At 52.8% G+C, this 25,927-nt stretch carries 23 protein-coding genes; 14 read left to right on the top strand and 9 right to left on the bottom strand.

All coding sequences use genetic code 11. From position 1 onward, the window contains the following. From BST81_RS04430 to BST81_RS04415, 4 genes are all read right to left on the bottom strand, one after another. On the bottom strand, positions 1-235 hold a 235-nt coding region (locus BST81_RS04430), incomplete at its 3' end, for a response regulator (RefSeq protein ID WP_253188079.1). A gap of 61 nt (positions 236-296) precedes the next feature. Next, on the bottom strand, positions 297-2,450 hold the full coding sequence (locus BST81_RS04425) for a response regulator (RefSeq protein ID WP_075597320.1): 2,154 nt from the start codon (positions 2,448-2,450) through the stop codon (positions 297-299). Between the two features lie 307 nt (positions 2,451-2,757). Next, a complete protein-coding gene (locus tag BST81_RS04420; protein ID WP_075597319.1) occupies positions 2,758-2,997 on the bottom strand; it encodes a hypothetical protein in 240 nt (79 codons plus the stop codon). A 312-nt stretch (positions 2,998-3,309) separates the two neighbouring features. Beyond that, on the bottom strand, positions 3,310-4,059 hold the full coding sequence (locus BST81_RS04415) for a DUF475 domain-containing protein (RefSeq protein WP_075597318.1): 750 nt from the start codon (positions 4,057-4,059) through the stop codon (positions 3,310-3,312). Between the two features lie 180 nt (positions 4,060-4,239). Between BST81_RS04415 and BST81_RS04410 the strand changes: the two genes are divergently transcribed. After that, the gene (locus tag BST81_RS04410; protein ID WP_171974663.1) at positions 4,240-4,914 is read left to right on the top strand and encodes a hypothetical protein; all 675 of its coding nucleotides are present in this window, start codon (positions 4,240-4,242) and stop codon (positions 4,912-4,914) included. Positions 4,915-5,115: 201 nt separating this feature from the next. Here BST81_RS04410 and clpP read toward each other — a convergent pair whose 3' ends face one another. From clpP to BST81_RS04395, 3 genes are all read right to left on the bottom strand, one after another. Further along, complete coding sequence (gene clpP, locus BST81_RS04405) at positions 5,116-5,715, bottom strand: ATP-dependent Clp endopeptidase proteolytic subunit ClpP (protein ID WP_075597317.1); 600 nt, start codon at positions 5,713-5,715, stop codon at positions 5,116-5,118. Between the two features lie 68 nt (positions 5,716-5,783). Next, positions 5,784-8,255 (bottom strand): bifunctional diguanylate cyclase/phosphodiesterase, encoded by a 2,472-nt coding sequence (locus tag BST81_RS04400; RefSeq protein WP_216351201.1) that lies wholly within the window; start codon positions 8,253-8,255, stop codon positions 5,784-5,786. A 452-nt stretch (positions 8,256-8,707) separates the two neighbouring features. After that, positions 8,708-9,487, bottom strand: a complete 780-nt coding sequence (locus tag BST81_RS04395; RefSeq protein WP_075597315.1) for a photosystem II S4 domain protein — start codon at positions 9,485-9,487, stop codon at positions 8,708-8,710. 152 nt (positions 9,488-9,639) lie between these two features. On the opposite strand from BST81_RS04395, the gene BST81_RS04390 reads away from it, so the two are divergent. The 3 genes from BST81_RS04390 to thrB all read left to right on the top strand — a co-directional run bounded on the left by BST81_RS04390 (position 9,640) and on the right by thrB (position 13,002). Beyond that, complete coding sequence (locus tag BST81_RS04390) at positions 9,640-10,932, top strand: hypothetical protein (protein WP_075597314.1); 1,293 nt, start codon at positions 9,640-9,642, stop codon at positions 10,930-10,932. A 46-nt stretch (positions 10,933-10,978) separates the two neighbouring features. After that, entirely contained in the window at positions 10,979-12,013 is a 1,035-nt protein-coding gene (locus BST81_RS04385; protein ID WP_075597313.1) for a DUF2325 domain-containing protein, read from the top strand. 74 nt (positions 12,014-12,087) lie between these two features. Continuing rightward, the gene (thrB, locus tag BST81_RS04380; RefSeq protein WP_075597342.1) at positions 12,088-13,002 is read left to right on the top strand and encodes a homoserine kinase; all 915 of its coding nucleotides are present in this window, start codon (positions 12,088-12,090) and stop codon (positions 13,000-13,002) included. A 69-nt stretch (positions 13,003-13,071) separates the two neighbouring features. Here the strand turns inward: thrB and BST81_RS04375 are convergent, their stop codons facing one another. Further along, positions 13,072-14,292 (bottom strand): phosphoglycerate kinase, encoded by a 1,221-nt coding sequence (locus tag BST81_RS04375; RefSeq protein ID WP_075597312.1) that lies wholly within the window; start codon positions 14,290-14,292, stop codon positions 13,072-13,074. Positions 14,293-14,465: 173 nt separating this feature from the next. On the opposite strand from BST81_RS04375, the gene BST81_RS04370 reads away from it, so the two are divergent. From BST81_RS04370 to BST81_RS27930, 10 genes are all read left to right on the top strand, one after another. Further along, a complete protein-coding gene (locus BST81_RS04370; protein ID WP_075597311.1) occupies positions 14,466-14,879 on the top strand; it encodes a universal stress protein in 414 nt (137 codons plus the stop codon). Positions 14,880-14,890: 11 nt separating this feature from the next. Then, positions 14,891-15,124: a hypothetical protein gene (locus tag BST81_RS04365; protein WP_075597310.1), complete on the top strand. Its 234-nt coding sequence runs from the start codon at positions 14,891-14,893 to the stop codon at positions 15,122-15,124. Positions 15,125-15,133: 9 nt separating this feature from the next. Beyond that, entirely contained in the window at positions 15,134-16,009 is an 876-nt protein-coding gene (gene ylqF, locus BST81_RS04360; protein WP_075597309.1) for a ribosome biogenesis GTPase YlqF, read from the top strand. Between the two features lie 55 nt (positions 16,010-16,064). Next, the gene (locus tag BST81_RS04355) at positions 16,065-17,315 is read left to right on the top strand and encodes an FtsW/RodA/SpoVE family cell cycle protein (protein WP_363079307.1); all 1,251 of its coding nucleotides are present in this window, start codon (positions 16,065-16,067) and stop codon (positions 17,313-17,315) included. 51 nt (positions 17,316-17,366) lie between these two features. After that, positions 17,367-18,107 carry a cytochrome c biogenesis protein CcdA gene (locus BST81_RS04350; RefSeq protein ID WP_075597341.1) on the top strand — a complete coding sequence of 247 codons (741 nt, stop codon included), beginning with the start codon at positions 17,367-17,369 and terminating at the stop codon, positions 18,105-18,107. Positions 18,108-18,110: 3 nt separating this feature from the next. Next, positions 18,111-19,451: a cytochrome c biogenesis protein gene (locus BST81_RS04345; protein WP_075597307.1), complete on the top strand. Its 1,341-nt coding sequence runs from the start codon at positions 18,111-18,113 to the stop codon at positions 19,449-19,451. Between the two features lie 182 nt (positions 19,452-19,633). Continuing rightward, positions 19,634-22,255, top strand: a complete 2,622-nt coding sequence (gene glgP, locus BST81_RS04340) for an alpha-glucan family phosphorylase (protein ID WP_075597306.1) — start codon at positions 19,634-19,636, stop codon at positions 22,253-22,255. Beyond that, on the top strand, positions 22,252-22,653 hold the full coding sequence (locus BST81_RS04335) for a nuclease A inhibitor family protein (RefSeq protein ID WP_075597305.1): 402 nt from the start codon (positions 22,252-22,254) through the stop codon (positions 22,651-22,653). The genes glgP and BST81_RS04335 overlap by 4 nt, the downstream gene beginning before the upstream one ends. Positions 22,654-22,760: 107 nt before the next feature. Beyond that, positions 22,761-23,501, top strand: a complete 741-nt coding sequence (locus tag BST81_RS04330; RefSeq protein WP_216351200.1) for a DNA/RNA non-specific endonuclease — start codon at positions 22,761-22,763, stop codon at positions 23,499-23,501. A 59-nt stretch (positions 23,502-23,560) separates the two neighbouring features. After that, positions 23,561-23,704, top strand: coding sequence for a hypothetical protein (locus BST81_RS27930; protein WP_171974661.1), 144 nt, complete (start codon positions 23,561-23,563; stop codon positions 23,702-23,704). Between the two features lie 269 nt (positions 23,705-23,973). Here BST81_RS27930 and thrS read toward each other — a convergent pair whose 3' ends face one another. Beyond that, on the bottom strand, positions 23,974-25,773 hold the full coding sequence (gene thrS / locus BST81_RS04325) for a threonine--tRNA ligase (RefSeq protein WP_075597303.1): 1,800 nt from the start codon (positions 25,771-25,773) through the stop codon (positions 23,974-23,976). Positions 25,774-25,927 lie beyond the last annotated feature (154 nt).

The raw sequence follows: 25,927 nt of genomic DNA, 5'->3' as shown, positions 1-25,927 counted from the left end.
CCTCAAACCCATCCATTCCGGGCATTTGAATATCCATCAAAATTAGATCGGGTGGGTCTTCCTCCACCTGTTCGATCGCGCTTTCACCGTCAACCGCAACCCTGGCTTTAAACCCAACTTGTTTGAGGGCCAGGGAAAGTACAGATAAGTTGGTTGGATTGTCATCCACCAGCAAGATAATACAAGTACTTAAGTCAGTGATAGACTCATATAAATCCATCATAGTAAGGTCCATAACCTATTCAGGGAACGACGTATTGTAGATGAATTAGTAAATCCACCCTGGAGAAATTTTGCTATCCTTCCGCACAGTAATCAGTCAATGAGGCTGGATGAGCCATACATTCGGAGATAAATAATTGCAATTCTTTAACCCGAAAACCTTCAGCAAGGGCAATTACTTTGTGTGAAAATGGCGCGAAATTTTCCCCCATTTTTTCTAGTTTGCAAGAAGCCTCTAAAACTCCATCCATATCCCCTTTCCTGGCCAAATTTTGTAATTTAATCAAGAATTCTACTGGTGGAAAGATCAGATTTTGAGTCATGGACTCTACTGCAACAGGGAAATCTTCCCGCCGCTTCACCTCCATGGTCTGTTTCTCATAAGTCCATTCCAGGTTGAGATGTGTTCGCAACATTTCCAGCAAAGAGGTTGCCTCAATTGGCTTTGACAGAAACTCATTTGCGCCGACAGTCAGGCTCTTAACCTGATCCCCTTCGAATACGCTGGCGGAAGAAGCAATAATAGCAAGATCCCTTCCTTGCGGTAATTGCCGCAGTTCACGCACCATCTCAAAACCATCCATCACTGGCATCACCAAATCAACAATCAGCAAATCCGGCTGTACTTCCAACACTTTGGCAATCCCTTCTTCTCCATTGGCTGCTTCAACGACCTGGAAGCCTAAGGGCTGGAGCAGATTGACAATGACGGAACGATTTTCCCAGCGGTCATCGACCACCAGAATTGTTCGAGGCTTATCGGTAAAGCCAACAATAGTTCCCTGGGAGGTTACTTCCTGCACCAATCGCCAGGAAGAGGTCGTTGGGAGTTCGACTTCAAACCAGAAAGTGCTTCCCTTTCCCGGTGTGCTGGTGACTTCAATCTGGCTCTGCATCAGGTTCAAAAGTCTCTGGCTGATAGCCAACCCCAGACCTGTTCCTTCTGAATGAAGTTTGCCCGCACCAACCTGCTCAAAAGGCTTGAAAATTGTTCTGAGCCGCTCTGGAGGGATACCAATGCCCGTGTCTTCGATCGTGAACCTGAGTTTAGTTCTGGAATCCATGGGAAATATCCAGTCGCAGGCATCAGGGGTAAGAATGTCTGCTCGTTGCACAACCTCTACCTTGAAAGTTACGCCTCCTTTCTCAGTAAATTTAACGGCATTGCCCAACAAATTAATCAATACTTGCCGTAATCGCTTTTCATCGGCATAGATCCCTTCCGGCAAATAAGCATCTAATTGATGAATAAAGGCAATTTTCTTTTGATTGGCCCGGATACTGCAAATTTCAGCTACAGCTTCCAGAAAAGAAGGCAGATGAAAGCCGATCGGGCACAGCTCCATTCTTTGGGCTTCAATCTTAGAGATATCGAGGATATCGTTAATCAGGGTCAATAAATGGGTGCCGCATTGATGGATGACATTGACACCTTTACGAACTTTGCTAGGCAAATCTTTGGAGGTTTGCATAATTTGGGTGTAGCCCAGAATGCCATTGAGGGGAGTGCGAACTTCATGGCTCATATTGGCAAGAAACTCACTCTTGGCCCGGTTAGCTGCATCAGCAGCCTCTTTGGCTTCCCGTAATTCTGTGGTCCGTTGTTCGACGCGCTTCTCCAGCTCTCTATTTTGCTGCATCATTTCCATCTGGGCTTGCTGAAGTTGCTGGAGAGCCTCTTTCAATTCTGAGGTGCGCTTGTCAACCTGCTCCTCTAAACTCTGGTTCAGTTGTAACAATGCGTCTTCTGCCTTCTGCCGCTGTTCAACTTCATGCTTGAGCACGTTGTTTTGCTCGGCCAGCACCTGGGTCAGGTTACGAATTTGTAAGTGAATTCGAATTCGGGCCAGAACTTCTTCGCCCTGGAAGGGCTTGGTGACGTAATCTACAGCCCCCAGGGACAGCCCCTTGAGTTTGTTCTCTGTATCCGAGAGCGCGGTCATGAAGATGATTGGAATGTCTCGAGAGCGCGGATCTGCCTTCAAACGCCGACAGGTTTCAAATCCGTCGATTCCAGGCATCATGACATCTAACAGGACTAATTCAGGCACATGATACTTGACCTGCTCCAGGGCACTCTCTCCATCAACGGCAACGGCAATCTGGAATCCTTCCTGAGCCAGTGTTTCAGATAGGACTTCTAAATTGGTTGGATTGTCGTCCACGATTAAGATCGCGCTGGATTCCACACTTGGAGTCATGGCCGTTTGCTCATCGTCCTGATACATCACTTACCTGTTGTAAGAATAGATTTTAAATGTGCAGAAATTGTGGATGGAGCTACCAGCGCCATTTGTAAATTTTCTATAAAGCTATAGTGCCCGGAATGGGCAGAATAATTTATAAAATTCCGTAAAGCTGTGGTAGCTGTTTTACCCTGAGACGTGATTGGGTCCAATTGCTCCACGGACACCTTTAAAGGAGCTGACAGTTGAGGCGTCTCGGGGTGATTTTCTGACCCTGCTAGAGCAGGCAAGTCTCATCAGAATTGTCACCCCTGAGAAAACCTACAGACGTGATGAAAGGGCTGAAAAATTACGTAGAACCAGTTTTTAAGCCAGTTTCCGGTTCCAGCAACTCCAGAGGAACAAGATTTTCAAACGGCACATTCCTGAACTCGGCTGTCACTTTAGCCACGTGATAGGCTGACTCATAGGAGCGGGACGTGCTGATAATCCGGAGCTCGGGATAATCATCACAGCCTGCTCTGAGTTGGATCACCCGCTTACCCTGGTAGATACTGTAGAAAGAAGTGCCCTGATTCAAGTTCTGCATCAGAATATGCCTTTGAACTGAATAAAAACCTATCCAACAACCTGAATAAAATCCCAGGACCCAGACTGCTCCACTTCCAGCAACTTTTGACTGGCCAGCACTCAGGAGATATTAGAATTTTTCAGTTGATGATCAACAGGCCTATACCGAGTAATAATGTCAGATCCAACCCCCAACAAACATCTGTAATTGCATCATGAAGTAGCGTCCTAGCTGAACCTAGTCGAAGTAAATCTACTGAACGATTTCTACGGAACCAGGCCGAGGATAATCTTTAAGGACAAGAAATGCGTCACATTGGAGGTAGGTTCTTTAAAGGTTGGAGTCTTCTGCTACGGGGGATTGTTGGCTTGTGGAGGATTGTTGACCTTTGTCGATCGGGGCATCCAGGATTTTACGCTTGGAGAAGCCCCAGACAAATAAGATCGCAATCAGAGAAATCATTAACCACTCTGGGGGAATCAGCTTAGAATCAAAGACCCGCAATAGAAGTCTAAAGCCAACCAGACCAACGGTGATATACCCGGCATCCTCCAGATGGACAAATTCATCCAGCCAACGAATGAATAACCCAGCCATGAATCTCAGGGTAATAATACCGATCACAACACCCGTAATAATCAGCCAGGTGTCTTGAGAGACTGCGATCGCAGTCGTGACGCTGTCCAGGGAAAACGCCAGGTCTGTGACCGCAATCACGGGGATCGCATGCCACAAAGACTTGAAGCGAGGACCATGGTGTTCGTGGTCTTTGCCCTGTTCAGAGGTAAAGTATTGAAACACCAGCCACAAGAGGTATGCAGCCCCCATTAGCTCAAACTGCCAGAACTTGGTCACCCAGGAAGCCGTTAAAATCAACAGGACCCTGAGTAAGAAAGCCACTGCCAAACCCAAATTAAGGGCCTGACGTTGCTGTTTTCCATCTTCCAGACCCTGACAAAGGGCTGCCAGGGCGATCGCATTATCTGCCGAAAGGACGGCTTCCAGGGCGATGAGGATAACCAGTAGGGCCAGGGTGTCGAAGCCAAATTGAATCGGAGTATCTAAGAATTGATCTAACATTATTGGTTTGAATGGTTGCCCGTTAGCCAATTGCGATTAGAAGCAATCAGGCTAAGTAGCAATGGTTTCTTAATCAAGCTTAACTCTCATCTGAAAATCTAGAAAATGTTAGCTGGAACACCAAAAATTGTCCAGAGTTCTTTGTTCGCTCAATTCCGAGTTCGTTATCCGACTGGCAGCATGATTTCTGAGCTACTGGAAGTCTGCAATGGAACCTGTATGGTACGTGTTTCTCTGCAAGTGGATGGAACAACGCTGGTTACCAGTCTGGCCGGGGCTGATACTGTTGAAGTTGCTGAAGATCGGGCCAGAATTCGGGCAATGGCAATGCTGGATATTGCACCCCTGATCCCCTATGGCTCAGAGCTACAGGCAACTACTGTGGACCGATCGGGCTCTGGTGCTGGACCTGCTAATCTTCCCTCCTTATCCCTCTCCGCAGTTCTGCCCAGCCCTGCCCAAGAAACCAATGCCTGGGCAGAGCCGATCAGCCCTACTGCTTTGCCCCAGGAGGCAGAGCCAGCCCCGTCGCGTCCGAAAACAGTCCCGATTCTGGAACGGCCTGCACTCAATCAGGAGGCAGAGGGTGAGCCCGCTATGTTGGATCCGAAAACAGATGGCCCTGTAGTGGAAAGTGCTGCGTTGCCACCGGTTGAGCAGCGTAACTCCCCTCCCCCGATCGATATGTCGGATGTGATTGCCCAAACAACCGTTGAAATCAAGCGACTGGGCTGGAGTGATGAACAGGGTCGCCAGCACCTGAAGGCCACCTACGGCAAGCGATCGCGCCAGCACCTGACGGATGAGGAACTGCTGGACTTTCTGCACTATTTGCAGGCGCAGCCTTCACCTTGAGGATAGATGGACCCAGATGCTCTCCAGTTCTGCGGGCCACCACTCAGGTTGGACCCACCCCAGCAGAGCCTGACCGCGAGGGAGGGAAATTGTCTCTAGAAAATGAATAGTCCCTGCTCCTGGGAGGGGATTGAAATTGACTTCTGAGAACAGATAGGGGGGTCCAATTTTCCTGAAGGTATAAATGCTTGCCAGCAGTGTCTAGTTCACCGGTTGGGAAGCCGAAGGCCGACGGTTATACACCCGATCGATGAGGCCATACTCTACAGCCTCTGCTGCCGACATGAAAAAATCCCGCTCAGTATCCTGTTCAATCCGATCGATCGGTTGGCCAGTTCTCTCCGACAGAATTTCGTTAATCCGGCGCTTGTGATACAGGATTTCCTTCGCCTGAATCTCGATATCCGTGGCTTGTCCCTGAGCCCCTCCCAACGGTTGGTGAATCATGATTCGAGAGTGGGGCAGGCTGAGGCGTTTGCCTTTGGTCCCAGCGGTCAGGAGAAAAGCCCCCATGCTGGCTGCCAATCCGATGCAAATGGTTGAAACATCTGGTCGAATGTGGTTGATGGTATCAAAAATACCCATACCTGCGGTCACCGAGCCACCGGGAGAGTTGATGTAGAGGTAGATATCCTGTTCTGGATCCTCGGCCTCCAGGAATAGTAGTTGGGCCACGATAGAGTTAGCCACTTCCGCATCGATCGCCTGCCCTAAAAATACAATGCGCTCCCGTAACAGACGAGAGTAGATATCAAAAGCACGTTCACCCCGACCTGAGGTTTCAATTACGGTTGGAATCATCGAAGTTACCCGTCTGTTTAACTTTCTCTAATTCTAGTCGGGTCAGCAGCCTGCTGGCATGGCTTGGGCTACCACATTCTGGTCTCATCATCATCATTCTGAGACGTCTGGACTTCCATACCGATACTTCGCTGGATAAAGGCCGTTGTGGCACCAATATCCAGCGGCACAGAAAAGAGATATCCCTGAGCAAACTCACATTTCAGGGCTTTGAGCTGAGCTAACTGCATATTGGTTTCGACCCCTTCGGCAACCACATCCATCCCCAAATTCCAGGCCAGGGTGACGATCGTTCTCACCAGTTCCAGTTTGTCTCCATCGGAGTCAACCCGGTTAATGAACGAGCGGTCGATCTTGAGGGTATCAATGGGAAGCCGGTGTAAATAACTGAGGGAAGAGTAACCGGTGCCAAAATCATCAATGGCAGTCTGGATGCCCAGGGATTGAATTTGTTGCAAAATATCGATCGCCGCATCGGCATTTTCCAGGATGACGCTCTCCGTGATTTCCAATTTCAGAAACTTGCCCTCCAGACCAGTCTCCTGCAAAATCGCTCGGACACTGTCCACAAAATTGGGATGGGCAATCTGTTTACTGGAGAGGTTGACGCTGACAACCAGAGGTGGATTGGGCTTGAGCGTTTTCTGCCAGATCCGCATTTGGCGACAGGCTTCTCGTAAAACCCAGAACCCGATCGGGATAATCAGTCCAGTTTCTTCTGCCACAGGAATAAATTTATCCGGGGAAAGAAACCCCTGTTCCGGGTGTTGCCAGCGGATCAGCGCTTCAAAACCCAGCAACGCACCTGTACCCAGAGAGACGATCGGCTGATAGCGGAGGCTCAACTCCTGGCGATCGATCGCCCAGCGCAGATCCCGTTCCACTTGTAATTGGGTGACTGCCTTCACATGCATGGCCTGATCGAAAACCTGATAACGAGCTTTGCCTAAGGCTTTTGCTCGATACATAGCCGTGTCTGCATCCCGTAGTAAATCCTCTGGTTGGTCATAGTCGGGTGCATTCAGGGCAATCCCAATACTGACGGTTGTGAATACCTCATGGCCATTCAGATCAAAGGGACGGGATAATTCCTGCTGAATTCGGGTTGCGACATCTGTGGCATCACTGACCACGGAGATCTCTTCCAGAAGAATCGCAAATTCATCGCCTCCCAAACGGGCCACCGTATCCGTGGTCCGCAGGCAGGCTCGCAATCGACTTGCAATCTCAGTGAGTAGTTGATCCCCAACCAGATGTCCCAGACTATCGTTAATCACTTTAAACCGATCGAGATCCAGGAACAGAACGGCAAAGATGTAGTCTCGATGGCGGCGAGCTCGTTCCATAATCTGACGCAACCGATCCTTGAAGAGGGCTCGATTGGGCAGATTAGTCAGGGTATCGTGGAACGCATCATGGATGAGCTGTTGCTCCGCCACTTTTCGTTCAGTAATATCCGTTTGGGACCCGGCAATCCGATAAACCTGGCCCTCCTCATCTCGGACTGCAAAGCCCCGGCTGAGCACCCATCGGTACTTCCCATCTCGATGCAATATTCGATGCTCACTTTCAAAGTGGGATGTCATATTATCGAAATGGGCTTTGAGTTCACGATTCACCCGATCGACATCATCCGGATGAATGCGGCTAAGCCACTCTTCCGGCTTATTGCTAATCTCCTCTTCCATCCAGCCCAGCATGCCCTTCCATCGGGGTGAAAAATAGGCAACCTTAGACCTCAGGTTCCAATCCCACAAGCCATCATTGGCTCCTTGAGCAGCCAGAGCATAACGCTCTTCACTTTCCCGCAGAGCAGCTTCTGCATTTCTTTGCTCAGTGATATCTCGAACAATGATCAGAACCTCATTGTCCCCATTGGCTGTAATGTGAGCTTCCTGGTAATGCAATTGGCCCTCTAACCAGATCTGATAGTCGCAGGACTGAGATTTTCCCGTTGATAAGGCCCGTTCAATGAGTTGCAATCGCTGTTCTGCCATTTCTGAAGGCAGCACAGTTCGGATATTTCTCCCGATTAAATTTGGATAAAACGTATTGAAACCCTCAGCCTGAATCACCTCAAGGTAATTCCCCTGCCGATCGAGCCGCATAATCAAATCAGGAATTGCTTTCAGAATCGCTTGGTTGAGTGCTTCAGTTCGCCGAAACACTCGCTCGGCTACTTTCCATCGCCGGATTACCCGGGCCCGAGAGTAAAGCGCTAATCCTCCTAATGCAATTGCAAAAGTTAGAGAGGCAACTGATATCGAGATGACTGTAGAAAAATGTTGCTGATTAGGTTTCTCCTGTTTATCCGGTGCAGAAATCTGACCTGTGGCAGGTTGCTGATTATTTTCTTTGGGTTTATCCGGTGCAGAAATCTGACCTGTGGCAGGTTGCTGGCCTGGGTTCTTCTGCTTATCAGTCTTAGAAATCTGACCTGTGGCAGGTTGCTGGCCTGGGTTCTTCTGCTTATCAGTCTTAGAAATCTGACCTGCGGCAGATTGACCCGGAAGATCCAGCTTAAGAGAAGACAATGTCAAAAAAGTCAGCAGTAAAAAGGAATTGATCAGAAGACCAGAAAAAAAATTTGAACAAGGCTTTGAATCTGGATCTGTCATGTAAATTTTCCTGCCTCATTCTACATTGGTGCTGCTTCTAGTAATAAGAATTCCTGCTAAGGTGGCCATAACTGTGGGTTGGATGGAACAAGGTAGAAACCAACAGCACCAGGATTACCCTTGAGATTTGTGCCACTTAACCCGCTCTGGCCATCCCATCTGTTTCTGCATTGAATTCTATTGAATTGATATCACTAATTTTGGATTGTTGCGGCAGTCCAACACTTCACCAACCATTCAATCTGTCATTTACCCTGATAACACTTGCTCAATAGTAATGCCTGATCCAGTGTGGAGATCAGATAGAAATGCTCACCTAATTAATGTTATCTTTCGAACCTTAACAATCTGTCAACTCCCGAAACATACTGAACTTAAACATACCGAGTCAAATGAATTCGATAGCGGTCCTTTTTCGTGATGGCAACGTCTCCAACTTCCACCCGACCCTTCCCTCGAACCGCAATCAAGTCTCCTGACTTGATCTGATGGCTACTTTGGGCAACCTCTTTCCAATTCACTCGGACCTCCCCAGACGTAATCAGATCAGCCATTTTGCTGCGAGACATGCCAAATCCAGCAGAGGCGATCGCATCCAGCCGCATCGAAGCCTCCACAGTTGTCATCTCTTTCTTTTTGGGTTCTCTAACTTTTAGCGCACTGGCATCAATGCGGCGAGTCTGGACTGGCACCGATCGAACCTGGACCAGATGAAGTTCCAGAAATTCCACCAGTTCCGGCACCACGATCGCCTGGGCTCCCCGTTCCCCCAAAACGATGAGATCCCCCACCTTGTCTCGGACAATTCCGGTCCCCAGCATAGCCCCCAGAAAATCCCGATGGGTAGCGGTATCGAAGAGGAAGTTACCGGCAATGTCCAGCACGGCCACGGCCACCTGAGATTCTTCCAGGGGCAGTTCAGCGCGAGCAATCGCCAACCGCTGCCGCTCGGCCTGGGGATAGCCGCCCCAAGCCAGGAGTTGAATATCTGTCAGGCGCTGGAAACGTTGCTGGACCTCAGCCAGTTCGGGAGGAGCAAGAAAATCAGTCAGAACAACTTCCCAGGTGGCGATCGCCCGATTCGCCTGATCAATCGCCTGGGCCATACTTTCCCGATGCTCGACGCCTTTCAGCAGATCTTCCCGTGGCAACATTATGGGTTGGTTTACGTCACAGAACTGGATTCATTGTAGAGCCGGTCAGGTTGTCCGCAGATTCTCTGAGAAGAAATAACTTAAGTTGCCGTAAAGTCTTCCCTCGCTTTTGATTCGCTATAGTGACTAAAAATTTCCCTGCAGGAGGGTTTATGAGGTTTGGGTATTTCAGCTCTGCCGCAGTTCTGACGATCGTGGCCCTTGGTTCTGCCGCTCCAATTGTCCAGGCCCAGACCCCAGAAGCAGCAGCAGCCCAGATTGCAGCATTGCGGACCCAGGGTTCATCTGGCCTCCAGACCTTTCTGCAAACCTATGCCCAACAGCTCAATCTGCCTCTAGGGACATTGCCTCAGCCAGAAGTAAGGGCAGCCCTGGATAGCCTCTGTCAACAGCGAGATTGTCATGCTTCCCGGCTTTACTGGTATACCGATCTGGAACAGGCCAAGGCCATTGCGAAGGCAGAAGGGAAGCCGATTCTGTCCCTACGCTTACTGGGTCGCCTGGATGAGGAACTCAGTTGTGCCAACAGTCGCTTTTTCCGCATCATTCTATACCCGAATGCTCAGGTGTCCCAGGTGCTGCGGGAGCGGTTTGTTTTGCATTGGCAATCTGTTCGGCCCGTTCCCAAGGTCAGTATTGATTTTGGAGATGGCCGCAAACTGGAACGAACCCTGACTGGTAACAGCATTCACTACATCCTGGATAGTGCGGGGCGTCCGATCGACGCTCTACCAGGGCTTTATGGCCCCCAGGCCTTCCTGCGCCAGTTACAGCAGGCAGAACAGGCTGTGCAAGAATATGGCCGTCGCCAAGGGGCTGACCGGGAAAGCTTCCTGCAGCAGTATCACCGCGATCGGTTGGCTGCCATCCAGACAGCCTGGACTGCAGATCTGAAACAGGCAGGGATTACGGCAGTGCCCAAGCTGGCTCCCCTGCCTGAGGGAGTCCCAACTGCTGAAGAAGCCAGTCGGGTTGCTGTCAGCAAAATGGTCGTGGAAATGCCTCTGCTGATGCGGATTTCCCTGGCGGCTGCCCGAAATCGCACCCTGCTAGAGACCGTGACGGATCAGGCAGCCTGGGTCAAACTGGCTGAATTGCACCGGGATGATGCCCGCCTGGATACCAGCAGTCGCAATCTGATGCGAAGCAAGAACCCCTCCCTCCTGGCTGCCACAAAATCTGTGCCAGCTTCCACCGCCGATCCATTTGGAGCTCTTCTCAGCAAATTTGAAGCCGTCATAGCCCTGGATACGGTGCGGAACGAGTATTTGCTCCATAACCAGATTCACCAGTGGTTTGTCGAAGGTCAGACTACAGATCAGGTTGAAACCTTAAACGATCGGGTCTATAGCCAGCTCTTTCTGACCCCCAGTTCCGACCCCTGGTTAGGGTTACTCCCGGCAGATGGGTATGCCGCGATCGAGAACGACGGCATCAGGCAATGAGCCTGAAAGTGCCATAATTAAAGAGTTATGGCCTTTTTTTCTCCTTATGAATATTTCTATCCTGGACGACCTTGAGCAATCTGTGACTGAATTGATCTCTTCCGCTGAGGTTGAGTTAGCAGAAAAACAACTTCAGCAGCAACGAGAACAAGAAGTAGAGGTTGCCGTCCAGGAAATTCGCGATCGGTTGACCCTGCTCCTCGATCAGGTCACACAAACCCTCGAAAAATTCGAAAGCAATAGCGTAACCGATAGCCTAACCCGCAAGAAACTGGAAGAAAAACAAACCTACTTGCTGGAACAACTGGACAATGTCTATTTGCTGGCTGCCCAAGTGGTAGATGCCCGCCTGCTGCAGGAGGAAGAACAAATTCTCAACCGCCAGGTTTCAAGGGAACTGGAACAATGGCGACAGGGTTTAAAGGCCGATTTGTTGGAAATGATTCGAGACCAGGAAGACTTCTTTGATGCCACGGATGCCGCAATTACCGTTAGGGGCTATCTGAATGAATTGAAAGAAATGGGAGCCCTGGAAGAGGTTGTTGAGGCGCTGGTCGATCAGATCAATCGAACCAGTGCCCGAGGACCGGTGGCCCGAATTGATAACTCCCATGAGCAGGCGCTGTTTTTCATCTATACCAAAGCGATGGAGAATCGCTCTCGCACGGGTAGAACCAATGACATCAAGCCTCAAACCCACCATCGGAAGAGTGAAAAACAGCCCAATCCCTATTTGGAACTGGAAGGGAAAGTAGTCATCTATGGGGGGCACGAACGCTTAGAGGCCGCAGTCAGAAGCAAGCTGAGAGGCTCGAATGTCGTTTTAGTCTGGTGTAATGCAGATTCGGGACCCAGTTTGTGGGAACAGGCCGAGAGCCATCTGATCAGCGCTGACCTGGTCTTTATCATCACGACTTACACCAGTCATAAGCTAACGGAGAAGGCCAAACTCTCCTGTAGTAAGGCTGGCAAAGTGCCTCAGATGCTCAACAGTGGGGGCCTGACCCGCACCCTGGAAGCCATCTCCTACGGCCTAAAAACTCAACTTCTGACCCGTCAGGTACGTTCGAAACTAGCGTGAGTCGTGAAATCAGTTGAACTGGAAGACCGATCGGTGTACGGTGGGCAGTGCCCCTCTACCTCTCTGCACCGATCATGCCAACGGTTTCTGTTATAGTCCCTGCTACTACTGCCAACCTGGGTCCTGGCTTTGACTGCCTGGGAGCAGCTCTGACCCTTTACAACCAGTTTACATTTTCTACAGCAGTGTCGGGGTTGACAGCAGCCGTTCAGATTGAGGTCACGGGTCTGGAGGCCGATCGGGTCAAAACCGATGCCAGTAATCTGGCGTACCAGGCTTTTGCTCGCCTGTTTGAGCACCTGCAACAACCTGCACCCCCCGTTCAGATCACCATTCATCTGGGAGTTCCCCTGGCGAGGGGATTGGGGAGTTCGGCCACGGCGATCGTGGGGGGCCTGGTGGGTGCGAATACCCTGGCGGGCCATCCCTTTACCCAGCGGGAGTTGATGGACCTGGCCATTGTGATCGAAGGCCATCCCGATAATGTGATCCCAGCTTTTCTGGGGGGGTGTCAGTTAACGGCATCCGGCCAGGACAGGGGCTGGGTGACCTGCGAGATTCCCTGGCATGACACGATCGTGCCGGTGCTGGCCATCCCTGATTTTGAACTCTCTACTGCCGAAGCTCGCAAAGTGTTGCCCCCCAACTACAGTCGAGCCGATGCCATCTTCAACATCGCCCATTTGGGATTATTACTGCGGGGACTGGAAGCCGGTCGGGAAGATTGGTTGGCGGCTGCCCTGCAGGACCGGATTCACCAGCCCTACCGGGAAACCCTGATTCCGGGATATGGGGCAGTGCGATCGGCAGCCCTGGCCGCCGGAGCCTATGGACTGGTGATCAGCGGAGCGGGTCCAACCCTGCTGGCCCTGGCCTCTGCTCCCACAGCAACCGCCGTGCAGGCAGCGATCGCAACCGCATGGAAGGAACAGAGCATTCAGGCCGCAGTGACGGTGCTGGAGATCGATCGTCAGGGTGCCCACCTTTGATTATAAAAGGGTGCGTCAGCCTTCAACTCACGCACCCCATTGCAACGGGTAGATTCAATCGATCCAGGCTTAAGCCTCGTCTAAAGCAGCGATACCAGGCAGTTCCTTGCCTTCCAGGAGTTCCAGGCTGGCTCCACCACCGGTGGAAATGTGGCTCATCTGATCGGCCACCCCGACTTTTTCCACGGCTGCCACAGAGTCGCCACCGCCGATGATGGTGGTCACGCCCTGCTTGGTCAGATCAGCCAGGGTACGGGCGATCGCTTCCGTGCCCACAGCGAACTGGTCAAACTCGAATACCCCCATGGGGCCATTCCAGATCGCGCTCTTGCACTGGGTCAGAGCAGCCTGGAACACCTTCACAGAATCGGGACCGATATCCAGTCCCATCCAACCATCGGGAATATTCTCAATGCTAACAGTCTGGGCCTTGGCATCTGCCGCAAAAGCATCCGCCACCACCACATCTGTAGGCAGCAACAGTTCCACACCCTTTTCCTTCGCTTTGGCTTCCAGGGTTTTAGCCAGTTCCAGCTTGTCTTCTTCTACAAGGGACTTCCCGACGTTCAGACCCCGCGCCTTATAGAAGGTGAAGATCATGCCGCCGCCAATCAGCAGTTTGTCCACTTTCTCCAGCAGGGTTTCGATCACCCCAATCTTGCTGGATACCTTAGAACCGCCGATGATAGCCGCCAGAGGACGCTGAGGAGATTCGATCGCCGCCTGCAGGTACTTCAGTTCTTTCTCAATCAGGAAGCCAGCCACGGCAGGACTCAGATACTGAGTCACCCCTTCCGTGGAGGAATGGGCTCGGTGAGCCGTACCAAAGGCATCGTTGACGTACAGATCGGCGACGGAAGCCAGTTGCTTGGAGAATTCAGGGTCATTCTTCTCTTCACCGGGGTGGAAGCGCACATTCTCCAGGAGCAACACATCCCCATTCTGCATGGCCCCGACTTTCGCAGCCACGTCGTCGCCGATGCAGTCATCCGTTTTGACCACAGGCTTACCCAGCAGTTCTGCTAGACGAGCCGCTACTGGCGTCAACCGGAATTTATCCGAGACGCGAGAGGCATAGTCGTCCCCCTTGGGGCGACCAAAATGGCTGGACAGAATCACCTTCGCCCCTTTAGACGCCAGCTCATTAATGGTGGGTAGGGCTGCCCGGATGCGGGTATCATCCGTAATATTGCCCTGATCATCCAGAGGGACGTTAAAGTCAACTCTGACCAATACCCGCTTGCCGGATAAATCGGACGCCGACAGATCTGCTACAGTTTTCTTGGGCACGGCTAATATCTCCTGAATGCGTCTTTATACTTATTGACATCCTACTACTCTTGATAAGCATTTATACTCATCAAAATTGTTTTTTGAGCCAGCCGCCAGTTCACTTGAACTTGCTAACCATTGGTATTTCCAACCTTTAATTCTACCCAAGCTTGTGTCTCTAAAAGCGCGCCATGTTTAAGACTGTTCTGTTTCCGATCGATAAGAGTCCCGAATCGCGTCAGGCCGCCGAGACGGTTGCCCAGCTCGTGAAGACGTTTAATAGCCGTCTGGTTATTCTCTCCATTGTGGAAAGGCCTCAGGCGGCTGAAGCCAGTGGAGGGGTGATGTCTTCCCCGGAGGCGATCGCGGAGTTGCTGCAAAGTGCCAAGTCCCTGTTCTCTCAGGAAGGCATCCGCGCCGAAACTCTGGAAGAAGAAAGTGCCAAGCCCCCTGCCTTTGCCATCTGTGATGTGGCAGAGGAAATCAACGCCGATCTGATCGTGATGGGCTGCCGGGGATTGGGGTTAACCGAAGAAGGGGCCAGCGATAGTGTCACAAATCGGGTGATTAACCTGTCGCCCTGTCCTGTCCTGATTGTTCCTTAAAGAATCTTTGAATGAGTCAACCCAACTTTCAAACCATGAATCAGCAGGAACTGCATCATTACGTTCTTGCTCATCGAGAGGATCAGGAAGCGTTTTATGCTTACGTAGACAAACTTCATGAGACAGGAAACTGGATTGAGATGCCTCCTGTAGAATCCGTGCAGGATTTAGAAAAGTATTCTGAATTTGCTACCCGGTCTGACAAAGCTTCTGAAGCAGAAGATAATTCGATCGAGTCCGCTTAATCAAAATATATGAGTTCCCCCCTGATCCAGTGGTATCCCGGCCACATCGCCAAAGCTGAAAGGGCCCTGATGGAGCAGCTCAAAAAGGTGGATGTGGTTCTGGAAGTGAGAGACGCTCGGATTCCTTTAGCTACCCATCATCCCCAGGTGCCTCAATGGGTGGGGAGTAAGGCCCGAATTCTGGTGCTGAACCGGGTGGATATGATTCCGGAAACAGCCCGTCAGCTCTGGACGGGGTGGTTTCGGAGCCAGGGAGAGACCCCCTACTTTACAGATGCCCAACATGGTAAGGGTGTCGATGCTGTTGCTCAGGCAGCCCAGGTCGTGGGAGATCAGGTGAATCAGCGACGGCACGGTCGGGGCATGCTGCCCCGACCGGTACGGGCTGTCGTGATTGGCTTCCCTAATGTGGGCAAGTCGGCCCTGATTAACCGGTTGCTGAATCGGCGGGTGGTGGCGAGTGCTCGTCGGGCTGGAATCACCCGTCAACTTCGTTGGGTGCGGATTTCAGACCAGATTGAGTTACTGGATGCGCCCGGTGTTCTGCCCTCCCGCCTGAACAATCAGCAGGCAGCGCTGAGGCTGGCGATTTGTGATGATATCGGGGAAGCCGCCTATGATCATCAGCGGGTTACCTGGACGCTGGTAGACGAGTTGAATCGACTCCGGCGAGATCATCCGGCCCTAATGACCGAGAATCCTTTAGAGACCCGCTATGGTCTGGATGCCGCCACGATGAGCGGGGAAGAATACCTGGAAACTCTGGCCAAGCAGCGATATCAGGGCGATCGGGAGCGAACGGCTGCCCAGATCTTGAATGACTTCCGGAAAGGAATTCTGGGTCCGATCGTTCTGGAAGTTCCTCCTATTTCGGTGTCCTCCTAGACCCACCCCGGCCCTGCGGGCCACCTCTCCCTGGAGGGATGGAGAGAACTCAAGCATGAAGCACCCTATCCATGGGGGTGCAAAATTTCGGAGTTCCGCTATACTGGCAGGGATTCAGCACCAGATATGGAATTCTATGGAACTGCGTCGGTTGATCCCCTTCTTCGATCCCTCAACGGAGGAGTGGGCCGTAGAAGCTCGCTGGCTCAAGTGGCTCACGTTTCTCTGGCTCGGAATTGGCCTGATCGTCCTCTATTCGGCTTCCTATCCGATCGGGGACGCCGATCATGGGGATGGGCTCTACTACTTCAAACGCCAACTCTTCTGGGTGGTGATTGGGTTGTTGGGCTTCAATGTGATCGTGAACTCTTCCCTGCGCTACATCCTGGGTATTGCCGACTGGTTTTTGCTGCTTCTATTGGGGCTGATTCTGGCCACCTTTGTTCCGGGTATCGGTGCAACAGCCAACGGTGCAACCCGCTGGTTATCTCTGGGGCCGGTTCCCATCCAGCCTTCAGAGCTGATCAAACCTTTCCTGGTGTTGCAAAGTGCGCGGGTCTTCGGGCAATGGGGGCGGACACCGTGGCGGAATCGGTTGACCTGGCTGGGGATCTTCTGCTTGTTACTGGGAGCTATTCTATTGCAGCCTAACCTGAGTACAGCTGCCCTCTGTGGGATGGTGATCTGGTTGATTGCCCTGGCTGCGGGTCTTCCCTACCGCTATATGATTGGTACGGCCCTGGGGGGGATTATCCTAGCCGTTTCCAGCATCAGTCTGCGGGAGTACCAGCGACGGCGGGTGATGTCTTTCCTGAACCCCTGGGCAGATCCGGCCCAGGATGGATACCAGTTGATTCAGAGCCTGCTGGCGATCGGCTCCGGTGGTCCCTGGGGTGTGGGCTATGGATTTTCCCAACAAAAGCTCTCCTTCTTACCGATCGCGGATACAGATTTTATCTTTTCCATTTTTGCCGAAGAATTTGGCTTTATCGGCAGCCTGTTCATTCTGACCCTTTTGGTGGGATATACCACGATCGGGCTGAAAGTTGCTTTGAAAGCTCGCCGCCCTGTCCATCGGTTGGTGGCGATCGGAACCGTGATCCTGATGGTGGGCCAATCCCTGCTCAACATTGGGGTTGCCACAGGAACCCTCCCCACCACAGGGTTGCCCTTTCCTCTCTTCAGCTACGGGGGCAGTTCGATGATTGCCAGTCTGGTTTGTGCTGGACTACTGGTGCGGGTGGCCCGCGAAAGCAACGAGGCAGAGGTTCTCTCCATCATGGATCGGCGACTGTCCAGACGATAAGATGAGGGAAAAACTACCCGGGCTGCAGTCATTACCCGGTTGATGGACAACATGCTTGAAAGCCTTGAAACTCGACTGTATGAGTTGCAGCAACTCGCCAATCAACTGGTTGCCAATCAATTAGGTCACCTTACAGTTCTCAGTATCAGTATTATTTTTGCTGCCGGGTTGGTGACCAGCCTGACGCCCTGTATGCTCTCCATGTTGCCAATTACAGTGGGCTATATTGGGGGCTACCAAACCCAGACCCGATGGAGAGCCGCCATTCAATCTGCCTGGTTTGCCCTGGGTCTTGCCACCACCCTCGCCGGATTAGGCATTGGGGCCGCCGTCCTGGGGCGAGTTTATGGTCAGGTCGGGATCGGGTTGCCGATCGTGGTCAGTGTGGTAGCCATTCTGATGGGCTTGAATTTGCTGGAAGCCTTACCGATTCCCCTGCCCTCTCTGAATGGCATTGAAGTGTCCCAGAATTTACCGGCTGGGGTTCGGTCTTACCTATTAGGGCTGACCTTTGGCCTCGTGGCCTCCCCCTGCAGTACCCCTGTGCTGGCCACCCTGCTAGCTTGGATTTCAACCACTGGAGATGCGATCCTGGGCGGGATTTTGCTTCTGTCCTACACGGCTGGATATGTTGCACCCCTGATTCTGGCTGGTACCTTTACAGCTTCCATCAAGAAATTACTGGAACTCCGCCAATGGTCTACCTGGATCACCCCTGCCAGTGGGGCCTTGCTGGTAGGCTTTGGTGTATTTTCTCTCCTATTCCGATTCATGCCTGCAAGGGGGTTCTAATCGATGACATCTGCATCGCCCGACGTATCTAACTCCAACCCAGGTCTTGTCACTTTCTTGCAGCGGGAATTACTGCCCTTGCTAGCGGATCTGCGGCTGGCGATCGTCCTGCTGCTGACGATCGCCCTGTTCAGTATCGCCGGAACGGTGATTGAGCAGGGCCAATCCTCAGAGTTTTACCAGGCCAATTACCCAGAACATCCCGCCCTGTTTGGCTTCCTCACCTGGAAAGTGTTGCTGACCCTGGGTCTGGATCATGTCTACCGGACGTGGTGGTTTCTCGCCATCCTGATCCTGTTTGGCAGTAGCCTAACGGCCTGCAGTTTCACCCGCCAGATTCCAGCGCTGAAAGCAGCCCGCCAGTGGAAGTTCTATGATCAGCCTCGCCAGTTTGAGAAACTGGCCCTGAGTACAGAACTGGAAGCGAAAACCTGGGAGTCACTGGTACCCTTGCTGCAGCAACGACGATACCGCATCTTTCAAGCAGAAGACAAACTCTATGCCCGCAAGGGGCTGATGGGACGAATTGGCCCGATCGTCGTTCACATCAGTATGTTGATTATTTTGCTGGGATCCATTTGGGGAGCCATGACCGGTTTCTCTGCCCAGGAAATGGTTCCCAGTGGCGACACCTTCCAGATCAAGAACGTACTGGATGCCGGTCCCCTGGCTGCTGCTCAGATTCCCAAAGATTGGTCCGTGCGCGTCAACCGCTTCTGGATCGACTACACCCCCAGCGGCACGATCGACCAATTCTACTCCGATCTCTCAGTTCTGGATCGCCAGGGCCGGGAAGTGAAGCACAAGACGATTCATGTGAACGAACCCCTGCGCTACCGGGGTGTGACCCTCTATCAGGCTGATTGGGCGATCGCGGCGATTCGAGCCAAGGTGAACAATAGTCCTGTCTTCAACCTGCCCATGGCTCCCCTGGAGACAGAAGGTAAGGGCCGCCTCTGGGGGACCTGGATTCCCACCAAACCCGATTTGAGTAGTGGTTTGTCCCTTCTAGCTAAGGATTTACAGGGTATGTTGCTGATTTATGACACCAGTGGCAAGCTAGTTTCCACCGTGCGCAGTGGTATGTCCACCGAAGTCAACGGTGTGACCCTGGCCGTGCTGGAAGTCGTGGGCAGTACCGGCCTCCAGATTAAAGCCGATCCAGGGATCCCGATCGTCTACGCTGGCTTTGGACTACTAATGCTCGGAGTCATGATGAGCTACGCCTCCCACTCCCAGATCTGGGCTCTCCAGGAAGAGGGCAAACTCTACGTCGGTGGTCGAACCAACCGGGCCCAGGTCGCCTTCGAGCGAGAACTGCTCACCCTCCTGGAAACCCTGTAAAGACACGATTGATCGCGGCTCCCTTAAACACCGCTCTCCAGGGATCGTCTCTCCTCACCCTGTACGAACAGCAATAGTACACCTCTCTCCCGACCCATAACTGATAACAGTGTTAAAAGCAGCAGACTTTTGAGAAAACAGAGGGAGAATGACCATAGTCAGACTTGGAGCCTCCATCACTTATGCGGCCTATTCGTACCTTCAATGTCTCCCCCTCCCTGCCGACTCGGCTGGAACCGCTCAGGAAACTGGCTTACAACATCCATTGGGATTGGGACTTCGATGCTAAAGATCTGTTCCGCCGTCTGGATCGGGATCTGTGGGAATCCAGCCGTCACAATCCAGCCCTGATGCTGGGAACCATCAGCCAGGATCGACTGCGCGAAGCAGCAGAAGATGAAGGATTCATTGCCCACATGGAGCGGGCAGCCCAGCAGTTGGACGACTACATTCAAGAGCGAACCTGGTATCGGCGACAGCGAGAAGCAAAAGCCAGGAGCCAGGATGGAGGCAATCCGCCTCTACAAAATTGCTACGCCTATTTTTCGGCTGAGTTTGGCCTGACCGATTCCCTGCCCATTTACTCTGGGGGCCTGGGGGTGCTGGCCGGAGATCATTTGAAATCAGCCAGCGACCTGGGGTTACCCCTGGTGGGAGTGGGTCTGCTGTATCAGGAAGGATATTTTGCCCAGTACCTGAATGCGGATGGCTGGCAGCAAGAGCGCTATCCGATCAATGACTTTTATAATATGCCATTGCACCTGGAACGGAATCCAGATGGCTCTGAACTGCGGATTGCAGTAGATTACCCCGGTCGCAAAGTCTATGCCCGCATCTGGCGGATCCAGGTCGGGACCGTCCCCCTATACCTACTGGATACGAATATAGAGCCCAACAACCCCTACGACCACGACATCACCGATGAGTTGTATGGCGGGGATATTGATATGCGGATTGACCAGGAAATGATGCTGGGAATTGGCGGCGTACGCATGCTGAAAGCCCTGGGCCTGACTCCCACGGTTTATCACATGAACGAGGGACACTCCGCTTTCCTGGCCCTGGAACGGATTCGCATGATGATTCAGGACGAGGGTCTGACCTTTGTAGAAGCCCGACAGGTCGCCAAAGCCAGCCAGATTTTCACCACCCACACTCCTGTTCCTGCCGGAATCGACCTCTTCCCCGCTGACAAGGTGATGCACTCCCTGGGCTACTACGCCCAGATTTTTGGCCTCTCCCGAGAACAGTTTTTGGCCTTGGGTCGGGAGAATTCGGGAGATCTCGCTTCCCCATTCAGTATGGCGATCCTGGCGATCAAATTGGCTACTTTTGTGAATGGGGTTAGTCGGCTGCATGGGATCGTCTCCCAGTCAATGTTTAAGAATCTCTGGCCCCATGTGCCTGTAGATGAGGTGCCGATTACCTCAATTACCAACGGGGTCCATGCCCGCAGTTGTGTCGCCAAGTCTACCCAAGAACTCTACGATCGCTATCTGGGACCAAACTGGTCCGATGCCCCGACCGATCATCCCCTCTGGGAACGGGTAGAGTCCATTCCCAATGAGGAACTCTGGCGCAACCACGAACGCTGTCGCTCGGAACTGGTGGTCTTTGTCCGCGATCGCTTGCAGAAGAGCCTGCGGGAACGAGGAGCATCTCCAGTGGAGATTGGCAATGCCCAGGATGTCCTTGACCCATCCGTGCTGACGATCGGATTTGCGCGACGGTTTGCCACCTACAAGCGAGCCACCCTGTTTCTCCGGGATCTGGACCGGATTAAACGGATCATGCTTAACCGCGATCGAGCCGTACAGTTTGTGATTGCAGGTAAGGCTCACCCCAAGGACAGTCCCGGCAAAGAACTGATCCGGCAAATTGTCCACTACATTCGGGAAGAGGGCATGAGTCGCCATGTAGTTTTCATCCCGGACTATGACATCTACGTATCCCGTTTGATGGTTGCTGGATGCGATGTCTGGTTGAACACTCCCCGGCGTCCTCGGGAAGCCTCTGGCACCAGCGGTATGAAGGCAGCCATGAATGGGTTACCCAATCTGAGTGTGCTGGATGGTTGGTGGGATGAAGCGGATTATGTGCGCACGGGCTGGGCGATCGGCCATGGAGAGGATTATAGCGACCCGGATTACCAGGATGAGGTGGAGGCCAACGCACTCTACGATTTACTGGAACAGGAAGTGGTTCCCCTGTTTTATCAACGGGACGGAGAGGGGATTCCCCGGGGCTGGGTGGCCAAGATGAAGCAGGCGATTCGTCTAAACTGCCCTCTGTTCAACACCGCTCGGATGGTGCGGGATTATGCCATGCGAGGCTATTTCCCGGCCAGCGATCGCTACCACACGATGATTGCCGACAATTATGCTCCGGCGAAGGAGTTGGCCCGCTGGCACACCAAACTATTTGAGCACTGGTACAACATCAAGATTGAGGATGTGGATGTTTCTGGGGCGGATGCTAGTGCGACGGTAGAAGCCGCTGTTCCAGCGGAGATCCAGGTGAATCAAACCATTGCAGTTAAAGCCTGCCTGAATTTGAGCACGTTGACGCCCAATGATGTCCAGGTCGAGCTTTATCAGGGCACTGTCAATACGGATGGCGAAATCGCGAATGGGATTTCGGTGGTGATGGACTACCAAGGGCAGGACTCCCAGGGCCACTGTATCTACACCGCGAATATTACTTATCTGAGCAGCGGTCTCCAGGGGCTTTCCCTGCGGGTGCTGCCCAAGCATGAGTATCTCGCCAGTCCTTACGATACGCGGTTGATCCTCTGGGCTCAATGAAACCAGTTGAGGTCATCCGGCAACTCCAGAAAGCTTCTGAGGGTTTGCGGTATGTGAGTGAGACAGATTATCCATTTACGGTTCTGCACTGGCAGGACCAGGTGCTGGCTGATCTGTCTCTTCAGTCCCTCTTGCGGCTAACGGGGCATGCCCCCGACTTGCCTGTGACGATGGAAACCCTGGAAACTTTTTTTGCGATCGCAGCTCAGCCTCAAGACTGGCATGACGAGGAGGGGCAGGAGGTGGTCCGGCGTTATCAGGCGTTGTTGCGGGTGCTACAGGTGTTCTTGCAGGATGTGCGGGTGTATCGGGTGGGGCGGGTGACGATCGAGGTTTACATCCTGGGTCAGATCGCGAATGATATTGCAGGACTTGCAACGAGGATCGTGGAAACGTGATCGGACGTGATCTGGGACGATTGATCCATAGAGTGAGATTGACCTATAGGGCGTGGTTAATCCATGGGGCGCGATTAATCGCGCCCCTAATGTTGGTGGGATGTGGGATGGTGGTGCAAACGCCGACCTCGGTGCATCTGCTGTTGGGGAACCCCAGCGGGGCAACCCCTGATCTGGGTAATGGGAACAACTATCTGATCGTCAGATCCCAGTACGCATTGTCCTACAGCGATCGGCGCAAGATTCCTAATTGGGTGAGCTGGCAACTGAACCGCTCCTGGCTGGGGAGTACCGATCGACGCAACAATTTTCGGCCTGATCCAGATCTGCCGGGTGGTTGGGAGAAGGTGACCCCGGTTGACTATCGGGATGGGGAGTACGATCGGGGCCACATGATTCCGTCAGGCGATCGCACGGCCAGTCCGGAGGATAACTCTGCCACATTTCTGATGACGAATATTGTGCCCCAGACTCCCGATAATAATCAGGGACCCTGGCGTGAGTTGGAGGAATATTGCCGTTATCTGGCCCTGCGGGGTCAGGAACTGTATATCGTGAGTGGCACAGCAGGACGGCGGAGCACGATCGGCAAAAATCGAGTCGTGGTTCCGGCCAGACTCTGGAAAATTGTCGTGGTCCTGGATGAACCAGGAACGGGGCTGCGGGGGATTACGCCCAATACAAGGGTGATGGCGGTGGATATGCCGAACATTGAAGGCATTCGCAATCGGAACTGGCGGACATATTACACGACGGTCGATCGTCTGGAGCAACTGACTGGCTATGACTTTTTATCGACGGTTGATCCGAAAATTCAGCAGGTGATTGAAGCCAGACAATCCAGCTAAAGGGACAGCCCATTTTATTGAAAGCTATCACTACACTTGGAGGATGACTCCTTTACCCGATGGCACCAATAGACGCCGAGAAAAAAGGCCAAATCCAAGCCCACATTTGTGCTCATGCCCTTGCCGCCCTGCTGGAGGAGGAAACCAACCCGGCGCAAGTGAAAATCTTGACAGAGATTGAGGCGGCAGTGCGAGGGCAATGAGCAGCTTAGGATCGTGGATTTAATAACTCCGAAATTTTCAGCCCTCACCCCCAACCCCCAACCCCTCCCCCTCTCCCAGCGGGAGAGGGGGCAGGGGGGTGAGGGCAATCAGGAGTTTATCGGTGTTATTTAATTCTCATTCCTTAGTCAACTGGGTCAACGCTCAGCCTTTGTCTAACCCGTTAACTGGCTTGAGAGATGGGCATGATCCCATACGCTGCGCCAATGGCCCACAGGGGCCAGAGTGGGTTAGCGCCAGGGTGGATATCTCAAAAATCCTCTCGATCGGCCAGGGCCTGCTGCAACTTCCCTAGCACCTCCGGTACCGGAAGCGCCCCCAACTCCCCAGAAGCACGGGTGCGGATACTGAGGGACTGGGATTCCACTTCCTTTGCCCCCACGATCGCCATTACTGGAATCTTCTCCTTCTCGGCCTCACGGATCATTTTGCCCAGGCGATCGTTCCCGTCCGCCACCTCTGCCCGAATCCCCAAGAGCCGCATCTGGGCCGCCACTTCATAGGCATAGGGTAACATCCCATCACTCACCGGCAACAGACGCACCTGTACGGGAGCCAGCCAGAGGGGGAAGTCCCCAGCATATTCCTCGATTAGGATGCCGATCAGTCGCTCCAGAGAACCGAAGGGAGCCCGGTGAATCATCACCGGACGCTGGCGAGTACCGTCTGCTGCCACATATTCCAGGTCAAACCGCTCCGGCAGGTTGTAATCTACCTGCACCGTACCCAGTTGCCACTCCCGTTCCAGGGCATCCTGGATAATGAAATCCAGTTTGGGACCGTAGAAAGCGGCCTCACCGATGCCCATGAAGTAGTTCATTCCCAGGGTTTCCACCGCTCGCTGAATCGCTCCCTGAGATTTCTCCCAGGCGTCATCAGAGCCAATGTACTTGTCCGATTCTGGATCGCGGAAGCTGAGACGGGCCTTGAAAGACTTGTCCAAGCGCAGGGAACGCAGTACGGACTGAATCAGATCCACCACCCGCAGGAACTCCTCATCCAGTTGCTCCGGGGTGACGAACAGGTGGGCATCATCCTGGGTAAAGCCTCGCACCCGCGTCAGCCCCCCCAGCTCCCCCGACTGCTCATAGCGATACACCGTGCCAAACTCGGCCAGTCGCAGGGGCAACTCCCGATAGGAGCGCAGGGACGACTTGTAAATCTGCACATGGAAGGGGCAGTTCATCGCCTTCAGCACAAAGCCCTCATCCTCGTTTTTGCCCATCATGGGGAAGAGGTCATCTTTGTACTTCTGCCAGTGACCAGATGCCTTGAACAGGTCCACGCGCCCAATATGGGGCGTCACAACTGGCAGATAGCCCCGATCGACCTGTTCCTTCTTCAAAAATTCCTCCAGGGTGGAGCGCAACACCGTGCCCTTGGGGGTCCACATCGGCAGCCCCGGCCCCACCTGATCTGAGAAGACGAACAGCCCCAACTCCTTGCCCAATTTTCGGTGGTCCCGGCGCAGGGCTTCCTCCCGCCGACGCTTGTACTCCGCCAGTTGCTCCGGGGTTTCCCAGGCCGTGCCATAGATGCGCTGGAGCTGAGCCCGATTTTCATCGCCCCGCCAATAAGCCCCGGCCACGCTCTCCAGTTCGATCGCATCCGGATTCAACGCTGCCGTATTTTCCACATGGGGACCAGCGCACAGATCCCACCACTGGTCCCCCAGATGGTAGATCGTGATCGGCTCCTGCAAACCTGCCAGGATTTCCAGTTTGTAGGGCTCATTGATCGCCTTAATCCGGCGCTCGGCCTCTTCCCGCGTCACCTCTTCCCGGATCACCGGCAGCTTGCGGTTGATGATCTTGGTCATCTCCTTTTTGATCGCCTTCAGATCCTTTTCAGCAAACGGTTCGGGACTGTCGAAATCATAATAGAAGCCCGATTCAATCCAGGGACCGATTGTCACCTGGGCCTTCGGAAAGAGCTTCTGCACTGCCATCGCCATCACATGGGACGTTGTATGGCGAATCTTCTTCAGGGTTTCAGATTCACTGGTCCGGGGCAGATAAATTTTTTCTGGAGATGATTCTGGAGCTGACATGGATGACTTAGAGTACAGATTCTGACTTCCAATTGTAGCGATTGCGGGCTAGTCATTGGTCATTGGTCATTGGTGATAAGTTTACGGGTACCCAACCCATCAAATGACTCATGATCAATGACAAAAACTTACTTAACGAAATATTACAAAAAGT

It is taken from the genome of Leptolyngbya sp. 'hensonii' (genome assembly GCF_001939115.1).
Classification (GTDB): domain Bacteria; phylum Cyanobacteriota; class Cyanobacteriia.
This window is presented reverse-complemented; position numbering and strand designations above follow the sequence as displayed.